Annotated in this window: 9 protein-coding genes; 4 read left to right on the top strand and 5 right to left on the bottom strand. The window is 68.8% G+C overall.

Annotation, left to right across the window (positions count from 1 at the left end; genetic code table 11):
- Position 1: 1 nt before the first annotated feature.
- From AC13F7_RS13275 to AC13F7_RS13255, 5 genes are all read right to left on the bottom strand, one after another.
- Positions 2-313: an STAS domain-containing protein gene (locus AC13F7_RS13275; protein WP_483001150.1), complete on the bottom strand. Its 312-nt coding sequence runs from the start codon at positions 311-313 to the stop codon at positions 2-4.
- On the bottom strand, positions 303-965 hold the full coding sequence (locus AC13F7_RS13270; protein ID WP_481470443.1) for an MlaC/ttg2D family ABC transporter substrate-binding protein: 663 nt from the start codon (positions 963-965) through the stop codon (positions 303-305). Before AC13F7_RS13270 ends, AC13F7_RS13275 begins: the two co-directional genes overlap by 11 nt.
- Positions 962-1,489 carry an outer membrane lipid asymmetry maintenance protein MlaD gene (gene mlaD, locus AC13F7_RS13265; RefSeq protein ID WP_483001142.1) on the bottom strand — a complete coding sequence of 176 codons (528 nt, stop codon included), beginning with the start codon at positions 1,487-1,489 and terminating at the stop codon, positions 962-964. The genes AC13F7_RS13270 and mlaD overlap by 4 nt, the downstream gene beginning before the upstream one ends.
- A 94-nt stretch (positions 1,490-1,583) precedes the next feature.
- Positions 1,584-2,333, bottom strand: a complete 750-nt coding sequence (locus AC13F7_RS13260) for an MlaE family lipid ABC transporter permease subunit (protein WP_019183993.1) — start codon at positions 2,331-2,333, stop codon at positions 1,584-1,586.
- Positions 2,333-3,121, bottom strand: a complete 789-nt coding sequence (locus tag AC13F7_RS13255; protein ID WP_353086655.1) for an ABC transporter ATP-binding protein — start codon at positions 3,119-3,121, stop codon at positions 2,333-2,335. Before AC13F7_RS13255 ends, AC13F7_RS13260 begins: the two co-directional genes overlap by 1 nt.
- 224 nt (positions 3,122-3,345) lie before the next feature.
- On the opposite strand from AC13F7_RS13255, the gene recC reads away from it, so the two are divergent.
- The 4 genes from recC to AC13F7_RS13235 all read left to right on the top strand — a co-directional run bounded on the left by recC (position 3,346) and on the right by AC13F7_RS13235 (position 12,887).
- Positions 3,346-6,693: an exodeoxyribonuclease V subunit gamma gene (gene recC, locus AC13F7_RS13250; RefSeq protein WP_483001132.1), complete on the top strand. Its 3,348-nt coding sequence runs from the start codon at positions 3,346-3,348 to the stop codon at positions 6,691-6,693.
- Positions 6,690-10,331 carry an exodeoxyribonuclease V subunit beta gene (recB, locus tag AC13F7_RS13245; RefSeq protein WP_483001127.1) on the top strand — a complete coding sequence of 1,214 codons (3,642 nt, stop codon included), beginning with the start codon at positions 6,690-6,692 and terminating at the stop codon, positions 10,329-10,331. Before recC ends, recB begins: the two co-directional genes overlap by 4 nt.
- Positions 10,328-12,223, top strand: a complete 1,896-nt coding sequence (gene recD / locus AC13F7_RS13240) for an exodeoxyribonuclease V subunit alpha (RefSeq protein ID WP_483001124.1) — start codon at positions 10,328-10,330, stop codon at positions 12,221-12,223. Before recB ends, recD begins: the two co-directional genes overlap by 4 nt.
- Before the next feature lie 136 nt (positions 12,224-12,359).
- The gene (locus AC13F7_RS13235; RefSeq protein WP_483001121.1) at positions 12,360-12,887 is read left to right on the top strand and encodes a hypothetical protein; all 528 of its coding nucleotides are present in this window, start codon (positions 12,360-12,362) and stop codon (positions 12,885-12,887) included.
- Positions 12,888-12,938 lie beyond the last annotated feature (51 nt).

Below are 12,938 nucleotides of genomic sequence, written 5' to 3'. Positions count from 1 at the left end.
GTCAGCTCGCCGCCGAAAGGGCATGGAAATCCAGGGTGGGTGCCAGCCGGTAGGCAGCACTGAGGTCGGTGAAACCGTCCGGGCTGCCGACGATCGTCGGCGTTGTCCCGTTTGCACGCAGGCGTGCGGCCAGCTCGGCCAGCAGCGCCAGACCGGCGCTGTCGAGCCGGCTCACCGCCGCCAGATCCACCTGCTGCACGCCGTCCAGCGCGGTCAGCGAGGGCCACAGGGCCGTCACCGCCGCGCGGTCGAGCGGCCCGCTGAACACCAGCGAGCTGCCATTGCGCTGCACGCTGGCGCTGTTACTTGCCACGCGGGGCCTGCCCGGCCTGCATGCTGCCGTTGCGCAGTTCGGTGGCCACCTGCTGGATCGACTTCTGGCGCAGCGGGGCGTCGAACTGGGTCTTGAAGGTCTGCACGTAGGAGATGCCTTCGATCATCACGTCGAAGATCTTCCACTGGCCGTTGACGTTGCGCATCAGGTAGTCGACCGGGGTCGGCTCACTGCCGGCGCGGATCAGCTCGGTGGACACGCGCACGCCGCGGTTGCCCGGCAGCGGCGACTCGCTCTTCAGGCGGAAGGTGGGCTTGCCCTGGATCTCGAGCAGGGCCGAGCCGTAGCGCTGCATCAGGTTGTCAGCCATGGCATCGGCGAACAGCTTGACGTCGGCATCGGACGCGCCGCGGCCGTGCACGCCCAGCACCAGGCGGGCGGCGTAGTCGCGATCGAAGGTCTTGTTGAGCTCGCTGTTGATGAAGTCACGCAGCACGGCCGGGTTGGCGCGGAATTCGGTGCGGCGCTGCTGCAGCGAAGTCAGGATGCGGGTGCTGGCGTCCATCACCGCCTTGCCGGCCTGGCCCTGCTGGGCGGCGGCGGCAGCCGGAGCGGCCTGGGCGAAGGAGAGCGAGGGCGTGGCGGCGAGCAGGGCCGAGGCGAGCAGCGCCGGGATCAGGGTCTTTTTCATGGTTGCGGTTCCGTTGCAGGCGCGGGCGCGCCGTTGCCATCGTGGGAGTCAGCGCTACCGGTGTTGGCCGGACCGCTGAACATGTACTTGCCGACCAGCTGGAGCAGGTCCACCGCCGGCTGGGTGAAGACGATCTCGTCGCCGGACTTGAGCACGTCCGGATCTCCGCCCGGCTGCAGTCCGATATAGCTCTCGCCGAGCAAACCGCTGGTGAAGATGCCGGCCGAGGTATCGGCGGGCAGATCCTTGAACTTGCCGTCGAGCTTGAGGGTCACGATCGAGTCGAACTTCTGGGGATCCAGTTCGATGCCCGAGACCTGGCCGATGGTGACGCCACCGATCTTGACCGGGGCCTGCTTGCGCAGCTGGCCGATCTGGGTGAAGCGCGCCTTGAGTTCGTAGCCGCTGCCACCGGTGCCCCACCGTTGATTGGTGGAGGCCACGGCCAGCACCAGCAGCGAGGCCAGCGCCAGCAGCAGGAACGCGCCGACGGAAAATTCGAGTCTGGGACCGCGGATGGCCATGGGATATCTCACTGTTCTTTGTCAGGTGCCTGGACAGGTGTCCGGGCGGGAAGTCTTTGCGTATCGAAGACGCGCACCGACCAACGGTCGGTACCTACTGGAACATCATGGCCGACAGCACGAAGTTGAAGACCAGCACCAGCAGCGAGGCGTTGACCACCGCACGCGTGGTGGCGACCGAGGTGCCTTCGATGGTGGGTTCGGCATGGAAACCGACATAGGAGGCCACCAGGGCCGCCGTGCCGCCGAAGATCGCCGACTTCAGCATCGCCACGCCGAAGTCGTCCCAGAAGTCCACGCTATTGCTCAGCGCCGACCAGAACACGCCATTGTCCAGGCCGAGCACATGCACGGCCTCGAAGTAGCTGGCGCTGATCGCCAGCGAACAGAAAATGCCGGTCAGCAGCGGCACGGTCAGCACCGCCGCCCAGAAGCGCGGCGCGACGACCTTGGCGACCGGGTCGATCGCCATCAATTCCAGCGCCTTGATCTGATCGGTGGCCCGCATCAGGCCCAGTTCGGCGGCGATGGAGCTGCCGGCGCGGCCGATGAACAGCAGCGCGGTCAGCACCGGGGCCAGTTCGCGATACAGCGACAGGCCGAGCAGGGTGGACAAGGCATCGGCGGCGCCGAAGGTGGTCAGCGTGCGGTAGCCCTGCAGCGTCAGCACCAGGCCCACGAAGGCCCCGCCCACGGCGATGATCGGCAGCGAACGTGCGCCGATCTTGTAGATCTCGCGGGTCAGCTCGGCCAGGAAATCGGCGGTCGGCAGCGAGCCGCGCAGCACCGTCAGCGAGAACAGGCCGGCGCGACCGAGCGAGCGGGTGGCGTCAACGAACGGCATCAGGCAACCCTCGCACGCGGCGCGGCATCGAACGGGATCGGGCCGTCCGGCTCTCCATGCAGGAACTGCCGCAGCAGCGGGTCCTGGCTGGATTCGAGCGCGGCCGGGCTGCCCTGGAACACGATGCCGCCGTTGGCGATCGCGATCACCTGGTCGCAGATCGGCAGAGTCTCGTGCACGTGGTGGCTGACGATGATGCTGGTCAGCCCCAGGCTGTGGTTGAGGCGCTGGATCAGGCTCATGATCACGCCCGAGGCGATCGGGTCCAGCCCGGTCAGCGGCTCGTCGTAGATCATCAGCGGCGGGTCCAGTGCCAGCGCGCGTGCCAGGGCCACACGGCGCGCCATGCCGCCGGACAGCTCGCGCGGCCAGGCATCGGCAGCGGCCAGCAGGCCGACCGCATGCAGCTTCATCTGCACCAGGCGGCGCAATACGGGCTTGGGCAGGCGGGTGTGGGTGCGCAGCGGCAGGGCCACGTTCTCGGCCACGGTCAGATCGGTCAGCAGGCCGTTGCCCTGCAGCAGCACGCCCACGCTCTTGCGCATCTCCAACAGCGCGCGTGCGCCGGTCGGGATGGGCTGGCCGAACAGGGTGACCTGGCCGGCAACGGGGCGCAGTTCGCCGGTCAGCGCGGCCAGCAGCGTGGACTTGCCACTGCCCGACGGGCCGAGCACGGCAGTGATGCTGCCGCGCGGAACGGTCAGCGAAACGTCGCGCAGGATCGTACGTCCGCCGCGGTCGATGCGGACGTTGGACAACTGCACCAGACTTTCTTCGGAAACCGTCATGGGCGCCATTAACAAAATTCCAACGTTGTAAGATCGTGGTGAACGGCTGAACATAACCGAACTGGACCGTGCAGTATTGTCGCACGGGCAGGTGGGAGCAGCGCCCCGGAGACCATGCCGAGGGCTGCAACACAGCGTGTCGGGCCGGTGTCGGCCGCTGCCTTTTCGGCGTCCAGGTACGCGTCGGCGCTGCGTTCGTGCGCGGGCTGCGGCACACTCCTGCGATGACCGACGCTGCTTCAGACTTCCGCCTGTACCACTCCAACTCGCTCGATGTGCTGGCCGCCCTGCTGGCCACGACGCTGCGCACGCCGGTGCCGGGCCAATCGATCCTGGTGCCGGAGGTGGTGCTGATCCCGCAGGTCGCCATGCGCCGCTGGCTGCAATCGACCCTCGCGGCCGAGTATGGCATTGCCGCCAATCTGGCGTTCCTCACGCCCGGCGAGCTGGTGGCGCGCGCTCTCAACGCCAACGTGCCCGGCGAACATGACGATCTCAATGCCGAAGGCCTGCGCTGGCGGTTGTATGCCGCGCTGCGTGATCCGGTGCTGATGGCCCGGCCGCCGATGGCGGCCCTGCAGGCGTATCTGTCCTCAACCGATCCGCTCAAGCCATGGGCCTTGGCCGGCGAACTGGCCTCGGTGTTCGAGAAGTACCAGGCATGGCGTCGCGATTGGCTGCTTCGTTGGGAGGCCGGCGCAGCACCGAATGACCCGCAGGCCATCCTGTGGCGGCACATCGCCCAAGGCGAGCAGTACCGCGCGCGCCGCATCGATGCCTATCTGGCCCGCTTCGAAGGTGCCGGGCAGCCGCTGCCGCAGGGCCTGCCGGCGCGTGTGTTCGCCTTCGCCACGCTCAACATCTCCCCGGACGTGCTGCGGGTGATGGCCACTCAGGCGCGGGTCGGCACGATGCACTTCTATCTGCCCACGCCGACCCAGGCCTATTGGGGTGACCTGCAGACCCTGGGCGAGAAGCTGCGCAGCGGCGCGCCCGATCCCTTCGGCGAGGCGGCCGGGGAGAACCGCCTGCTGCAGGCCTGGGGCGCGGCCGGGCGCGACTTCATGGCGGTGCTGGGCAGCTATGAAGTCGTCCACCCCTCCGGGGAGATCGCCGCCTACGATGATCCCGAAGACGATGCGCGCCCGGACATGGCCGACGGCGGCTTGTCCGACAGCCTGCTGCACCGCCTGCAGCGCGACCTGTTCCACCGCCGCGGGCAGCCGGCCGGTGCGCTGCGCGATGGGCTGCGCTACGACGACCCCAGCCTGCAGGTGCATGCCTGCCACACCCGCCTGCGCGAACTGCAGGTGTTGCACGATCAACTGCGCGGCCTGCTGCAGGACCCGCGCTTCGATCCACCGCTGCAGGCGCGCGACATCGCGGTGCTGGCACCGGATATCGATCCGTACGTGCCGTACCTGGAAGCGGTGTTCGGCGGCCGCAGTGGTGGCGACGAGCACATTCCCTATGCGTTGGCCGACACCAGTCCGCTGGCCGGTGAGCCGTTGGCCGATGTGTTCGTGCACCTGCTCGGGCTGCCGGTCTCGCGCTTCGGCTTGAACGAAGTGCTGGATCTGCTCGCCAGCGCGCCGCTGGCCGAGGCGGCCGGTCTGGACGCGGCGGCGTTCGACCGCCTGCACGACTGGCTGCAGGCTGCCGGTGCGCGCTGGGGGCTGGATGCCACCCATCGCGGCCAGCACCAGGCCCCGGCCGATGATGCCTTCACCTGGCAGTTCGCACTTGATCGCCTGTTGCTGGGTCATGCCAGCGGCAGCGACGGCGATATCGCCGGGGTCGCGCCGTGGCCGGAGCTGGAAGGCAGCGCGCTGGATGCGCTGGACCGGCTGCTCGGTCTGCTGCGGGTGCTGGCGCGATACCAGAAAGCATTGGGTGAGGCGATGTCACCCGGCCAGTGGCGGCAGCGTCTGCTGGCCCTGCTGGACGCGCTGCTGCCCGAACCGCCGCAGGCGGCCAACAGCCAGCGCGCGCTGGAGCGCCTGCGCAAACTGATCAACGAGTTCGCCCGCGACGCCGATACCGCCGGCTTCGAGGGCGACGTGCCGCCGGAGGTGCTTCGCGCGCATTTCGCTGGCGTGCTTGCGCAGGCCGATACGCGCGCCCCGCTGCTCACCGGCGGGGTCAGCTTCGGGCGGATGGTGCCGATGCGGCTGCTGCCGTTCCGGGTGATCTGCGTGCTCGGCCTGAACGATGGCGATTTCCCGCGTCGCGATCCGGCTGCCGGGCTCAACCAGCTCACCGCCGAGCTGGGCACCGACAAGCGACGCCACGGCGACCGCTCGCTGCGCGAGGACGACCGCTTCCTGTTCCTGCAGCTGTTCGCCTCGGCGCAGGACGTGTTCTACCTGAGCTACCTGGGCGCCGACCCGCGCGATGGCAGTGTGCGCGAGCCCTCGGTGCTGGTCAGCGAGCTGATCGATGCGGCGGCCGAGTACCACCTGGATCCGCCCGCGGCGGCCAAACGGATGACCGTGCGGCATTCGCTGCAGCCGTTCGCCCCGGCCGCGTTCGGGGGCGGTGAGGAACCGCGGCGTTTCAGCTACCGCCAGCAATGGCACCCGGCCGCCGGCTCGCTTGGCGGTGCACGGCGCGCGCTGGCGCCCTGGTTCGCCAAGCCGCTGCCGCCGATGGAGAGCGGGGTGGGCGAGGCGGAACTGAGCGTGGATGCGCTGCGTCGCTTCCTCACCGATCCGGCCAGCCAGTTCCTGTCGCAACGGCTCGGCCTGCGCCTGCCCGACGACGTCGACAACGCCGAGGATGTCGAACCCCTGGTGATGGCGGCGCGCGGTGGCGACACCGTACTGCTCCAGCAGGCGGTAATCGAAGCTACCCTCGGCGAAGAGGCCGCGCCGATGTACCCCCGGCTGCGCGCACGTGCGCTGCTGCCCTCCGGTGCACTGGGCGAGCGCCAGTTCGCGCTGCTGCAGGTGCAGACTGAGCCCTACGCGCAGGCCCTGGCCCAGTGGCAGGCCGGTACCGCGGCCGGCAGCCGCCGCTACGAGGTGGAGATCGATGGCGTGCGCCTGCACGGCCGCGTGCAGGGCCTGCATCCGCACGGTCTGGTGCGCCTGCGCCCGGGCCCGCTCAATGGGCGTGCCGCGATCCGCCAGGGGCTGGACTGGCTGCTCGCCAACGCCGCCGGCGATGCGCTGCCGCTGGTGCAGTTCCACGAGGCGGGCGATGACGGGCTGGGGCCGCACACGCTGCCGCCGCTGGAGGCCGAGCGCGCGCGCCAGGTGCTGCGCCGCCTGCTGCAGCTGCGCAGCGAAGGGCTGCGTGCGCCGCTGTTGTACGGCCCGTCCACCGGCTGGGTGCTGTACACCGCCGCCGAGGCCAAGCGCGAAGCCGAGGGCCGCGCCAAGTGGCATGGCAGCGATCGCACCTGGGGCGAAGCCACCGGCGCCGGCTACCAGCTCGCGCTGCGTGGCCATGATCCGTTCGCCAGCGCGGACAGCTACCGACAATTGCTGCACAACAGCTTCGTGGTGTTCACCGCGGTGCGGGAGGGCCGGGTGTTCCCGGGCTTTGACGAGGAAGGAGCCCTGCGATGATCGACCACGACCTGCTCACCGATCCCTATCTGGCGCTGCCGCTGGAGGGCGTGCGCCTGATCGAGGCCAGCGCCGGTACCGGCAAGACCTTCACCCTGGCCACGCTGTTCACCCGGCTGGTGGTGGAGAAGGGCTGGCGCATCGGCCAGATCCTGGCGGTCACCTTCACCGATGCCGCGACGCAGGAACTGCGCAAGCGCATCCGCGAGCGCCTTGCATTGGCCGCACAGCTGGTCGAGCGCGCGCCGAGCGAACAGGACAGTCCGGAGGTCGTCCTGACCCGGGTGATCCTCCACCGCCAGCTTGCCCTTGGCGAAGAAACACCGGCCGCGCTGGCGCGTCGGCTGCAGACCGCCGCCGATGAAATCGATCTGGCCTCGATCTTCACCATCCATGGCTTCTGCACCCGCGTGCTGCGCGAACACGCGCTGGAGAGCGGCCACACCTTCGATCCGCCCACCCTGCTGCCGAGCGAACGCGCGCTGCACGAGGAACTGGCCGCCGACCTGTGGCGCGTGCATGCCACGGATCCGGCTACGGTCGATGCGTTGACCTGGCTGTGGGCCTCACCCGAGGCGCTGGCCGGCGATCTCTCCACGTTGATCAAGCCGTTGCCGTTGCTGCCAGCGCGGCCGAGCCACACCTTCGACGACCCCGCCCCGCAGCTGCGGCTCACCGCGACTGCTTTGGCCGATGCCATCGCAGCGCACGCCGAAGACGCGCAGACGCAGATCGCCACCGCCTTCGATCGCAAGGTCTTCGATGGTCGCCGTGCCAAACGGCCCAGCTTCGACAAGGCCTTCGGCGAGCTGTTTGCCGGCCGCAGCGCGCAGCACTGGCCGCGCGGCGACAAGAGCCACCTGGGCAAGCTGCTGCCGGTGCAGTTGCTGGCCTTCTGCAAGGACGGCATGGAAGGCCAGTGCCCGGCGTCGCCGCTGTTCGATGCGTTGCAGGCCTGGTGGCATGCGGCCGATGCGCGCGAGCAGTGGCTGCGCCAGCAGGCCACCGCCTTCCTGCATGACCTGCGCGATGAAGCGCGTGCGCGCCTGGCCGAGCTCAAGCGGATCGGACGCGTGCAGACCTACGATGACCTGATCGACGGCGTCGCCGATGCACTCGACGGCCCGCATCGCGCCACCCTGGTGCAGCAGCTGCGCGCGCAGTACGCGATCGCGCTGGTGGACGAGTTCCAGGACACCGACGACCGCCAGTGGGGCATCTTCCAGCGCGTGTTCGGCGATTCGCAGGAGACCCGTGAGGCCGGCCTGGCCCCGGCGCTGTTCCTGATCGGCGATCCCAAGCAGGCGATCTACGGTTTCCGCGGCGGCGATATCCACACCTATCTCAAGGCCAAGCGCCAGGCCGACGCAGCGCCCGCGCTGGACCGCAACTTCCGCTCGCGCCCGACGGTGCTGCACGCGATCGAAGCGCTGTACGCCAACGCGGGTGAACGCGCCTTCCTCGAAGCCGACATCGCGTTCGAACCGGTGCACCCCGGCAGCACCCGGGTGGATGCGGACTTCGTGCGCGACGGTGTCCCCGCGCCCGGCCTGACCGTGCGCGTGCTGCACAACACCGAGGGCGGCGACCTCAAGGCTGATCCTTCCCGACAGCAGGCCAGCGACGCCTGTGTCGCCGCGATCCACCAGATCCTCAGCGAGGCCCGGCAAGGCCGCGCGCTGCTGCGCGATGTGCCGGTACAACCCGGCGACATCGCGGTGCTGGTGCGCTCGCACAAGGAGGCCACGCGCATCCAGCAGGCGCTCGGTGCGGTGGGTATTCCCGCCGTCGCCGCGGGTAAGCAGAGCCTGTACGCCACGCCGGAAGCGCACGACCTGCGCCTGCTGTTGCTGGCCCTGCTGCAACCGGCCGATGAAGGACGGCTGCGCGCGGCGCTGTCGACCGTGCTGCTTGGCGAAGATGCCGAGGCGATCGATGCGCTGGAGCGCGAAGGGGATGCACAACGCTCGTTCCAGGTGCGGCTGCTGGAATGGCGTGAGCGCTGGCAGCGTGGCGGCCCGTTCGCGGTGATCGCCGATCTCTGTGCCGAACACGCCGAGCGCCTGCTCGGCCTGCTGGATGGTGAGCGCCGCTTGACCAACTACCTGCAGCTGGGCGAACTGCTGCAGCAGGCCGCCGGACAGACCCTGGGCATGCACGGCCTGCTGGACTGGCTGCAGGTGCAGATGGCGCATGCCGACCAGGACGACGAACAGCAGCTGCTGCGCCTGGAATCGGATGCGCGCCGCGTGCAGATCATCACCCTGCACAAGAGCAAAGGACTGGAGTATCCGCTGGTGTTCCTGCCGTTCGTCGGCATCGGTGGTGGCGCGCCGAACACCGAGGCGAACTGCACGGTGTACGCCAACGGTCGCCGCGAGCTGCACTGGAAACTGGACAAGGACGACAGCTGGAATGCGGCCAGCATGCGCAGCGCGCAGGAACAGGAAGCCGAGGATGCGCGCCTGCTCTATGTCGGGCTGACCCGCGCCGAGCACGCGCTGTGGATCGCCGCCGGCGATCTCGCCGGCCTGGCAAAAACCCGACTGGCACCGATGCTGTCGAACATGGCCGCCCTGCGTGACCACCCGGACATCGCCGTGATCGACGGCCCGGTGGAACCCCGCCCGGCACAGCTTGCGTTCGAACGCGAGGGCGAACTGCCGCCGGTGCGCGCGCTGACCCGCCGCGTGCCGCACGACTGGTGGGTCTACAGCTTCACCCAGTTGGCGCATGCCGACGCCGGCCACGACACCGACGCCGCCGCGACCGAAGTGCCGGCGCCTGCGGCCGACGAACCGGCCGGCGTGGATCTCACCCTGGACGCCGAACAACCGGCCATGGTCAGCGACGACGTCGACCCGCGCTTCATGGGCAGCCGCTTCGGCAATGTGCTGCACGACGCGCTGGAGAACACCGATTTCGCGGTGTGGGGCGGCTGGCAAGCCGGGCAGCCCGCACCCGGCGAGGAAGCCGACGTCCTGCGCGCTTCGCTGCGCGCCGAAGGCTATGCCGAGCAGGACCTGGACGATGGCGTGGCCATGCTGACCGGGCTGGTCGGCCAGACCCTGACCGCGCCCCTGCCGGAAGGCGGCGCATTGCACGACCTGCCGGCCGATGCACGCCGTGCCGAGATCGAGTTCCACTTCGCGATGCAGCCGACCGCCGTGCCCGCCCTGCTGAGCCTGCTGCACGCGCACGGACTGGTCCGCGACCGCCATGGCTTCGGCACACGCCGGCGGCTGGAAGGCCTGATGACCGGCAAGATCGATCTGACCTACGTGCGAGCGGACCGCTGGTATGTGCTCGACTACAAATCCAACCGCCTGCCGAGCTACGACGCGGCCCGGCTGACGAGCGCCATGCAGCGCAGCGAGTACGACCTGCAGGCGCTGATCTACACCGTGGCACTGCATCGCTGGCTGCGCTTCCGGCTGGGTGCGCAGTACGACTACACGCGTGACATGGGCGGTATCCGCTATCTGTTCTGCCGTGGACTGGATGCCGGCCGCGACGACAGCCCCGGCCTTTACGCGCATCGCTTCGATCCCGCTCTGGTGGATGCACTGGATGCGCTGTTCGCCGGTGGCGAACACGCCCAGGCCCGCATGGCCGCGCGCGCGCGGGGGGACGCATGAGCCTGCTTACCACGCTGTACCGCGGCAACGCGCTGCGCACACTCGATCACGCACTGGCGCAGAGCCTGCGCCGGTTGCGCCCGGACACGCCCGAGGCGGTGCTGCTCGGTGCTGCACTGGCGTCGCTGGCGGTCTCGGAAGGGCATGCCGGTCTGGATCCGACCCAGCCGCAGCGCTTGATCGAGGCCGATGTCGACTGGCCGGCACCCGACGCCTGGCTGGCGCAGCTGCAGGGGTCGCCGTGGGTGGACGTGCCGCATGCAGATGACGTGGTCGCCGGCGATGCACCGCTGGTGCTGGAAAACGGGCTGCTCTATCTGCGCCGCTACCGTGAGTACGAACGTCGGCTCGCTGAAGGCCTGCAACGCATCGCCACCCATCCGCTGGCCGAGGCCGATCCCGGTACCTTGGCCAGCCTGTTTGGCCAGCTGTTCCCGCAGGCGCGCGAGGGCATCGATCACCAGGCCCGCGCCGCCGCCGTCGCGCTGCGCCATCCGCTGGTGCTGGTGACCGGTGGTCCCGGTACGGGCAAGACCACCACCATCGCACGCCTGTTGGTGCTGCTGGCCGCCCAGGCAGTGCAGGCAGACCAGGCATTGCCACGGGTCGCGCTGGCTGCGCCCACCGGCCGTGCCGCCGAGCGCATGGCCGAGAGCCTGCGCCTGGCCGTGCAGCGTCTGCGTCTGCTCGGCATCGCCCCGGCGCTGTGCGATGCGATGCCGAGCACCGGCACCACCCTGCATCGCCTGCTCGGGGTGATCCCGGATTCGCCGCGCTTCCGCCATCACGCCGACAACCCGCTGCCGTATGACGTGGTGGTGGTGGACGAGGCCTCGATGATCGATCTGCCGTTGATGACCAAGCTGGTGGAGGCGGTCGCCGATGGCAGCCGGCTGGTGCTGCTCGGCGATCCGGACCAGCTGCCCTCGGTGGAAGCCGGTGATGTGCTGAGCGCGATCCTGCGCGCCAGTGGCGATGGCCTGGGCACCCAGGCCGACGATGCGCAGGCATTGCGCGCGCTGCTCGCGCCCGAGGCGCTGCAACCGCTGGCACCGCCACGCCGGTTCGCGGGCCGGCGCGTGCAGTTGCAGCGTGGCTACCGGCAGACCGACGCACTCGATCTGGCGCCGCTGGCGCATGCCGTGCGCGAGGGCAACAGTGCCACCGCACTGGCCCTGCTACGCGTGGGCACGCTGGCCGGTGTGCACTTCCACGAGGACCAGAGCGATCCGCTGCAGCATCATCGCGAACACCTGTTCGGGCATTGGCGGGGCCTCGGCGAAGCCGCCGATCCTGGTCAGGCGCTGGCCAATGCCGGCCGCATCCGCCTGCTCACTGCTGTGCGCGAAGGTCCACAGGGTGCGCGCGGGCTGAACGCGCGCATCGAAGCGCTGCTGGCCGGTGTGCCGCGGCCGGGCATGGCACCGGGCTATTTCCACGGCCGGCTGCTGCTGGTCACCGAGAACAGCTACCGGCACCGCCTGTTCAACGGCGACATCGGCATCTGCCTGATCGACCGCCAGGGCAGTGTCACCGCCTGGTTCCCCGGCGAGACACCGGATCAACCGCGCGGTTTCCACCCGGGGGCGTTGCCCGCACATGAAAGTGCGTTCGCGATGACCGTGCACAAGGCACAGGGCTCGGAGTTCGATGAGGTCTGGCTGCAGCTGCCGCGACGCGACAACCGCGTGCTCTCGCGCGAGCTGATCTATACCGGCATGACCCGTGCGCGGCAGTCGCTGCACGTGCTGGGCAGTGCGGAGGTACTGGAGGCCGCATTGGCGCGGCATGCCAGCCGTTTGTCGGGCCTGGCGGCGCGCCTGCAGGGCGGCCAGGGGGACGCGGTGGCCGACACCGTCGTGACAGCGCCGGCCCAGGGGCAGCTTTTCTGATGACAGCCGCAATGAACAGATGCTCTGTAGTTTCTGTCTCGTGACGCCTGCCTGCAGGAATCTCGCTCTGGTCTTTTGACCGCCTCTGACGCGCTGCTATCGTGCGCGTTGTACTGACTGCTGGCAGGATCGCAACATGGCGATGGTAGGACTCGATGACCCCCGCTGGGCACAGCTGAGCCATGCATATGGTGCAGCGGATGACATTCCCCAATGGCTTGTCGCCATTCGATACCCAAGCGGTACGGATCATGCTGAGCATGGTGAGGGAGAGCCGTGGCATGAGCTCTGGAGCAGCCTATGTCATCAAGGCGATGTTTACAGTGCTTCCTTCGCTGCGGTACCGCACATCGTCGATGTGATTATCCAGCATCCGGATCGGGCGACGTGGGAGTTCTTCGCTCTGCCTGTCTGCATTGAGATTGAGAGAAGACGAGCAGGCATCGAGGTTCCGGAGGAAATGGAGCCGGAGTACTCCCAGGCGCTTCAGCACATGGGGCGGTGCGCCGCTCGATTGGCGTCAGCTCAGCAGGATCAGACAATGAGTGTGTCTTTGCTGGCGGCCATCGCATTGGCACATGGAAATCTCGGCATCGCCAGGATGCTCATAGAGATTCCTCCAAGCGAGGCTGATGAGGCGGTTGAGTTGTTTATGAGTCGCTGATGCGGGACAAGAGGTCAGAGCGCTGCTTCTGAAGAAACAGGCTCCAACCCC

Source organism: Stenotrophomonas sp. K-6, assembly GCF_056861555.1.
The sequence above is the reverse complement of the archived record's forward strand: the minus strand, read 5'-3'. Positions and strand labels throughout refer to the sequence as shown.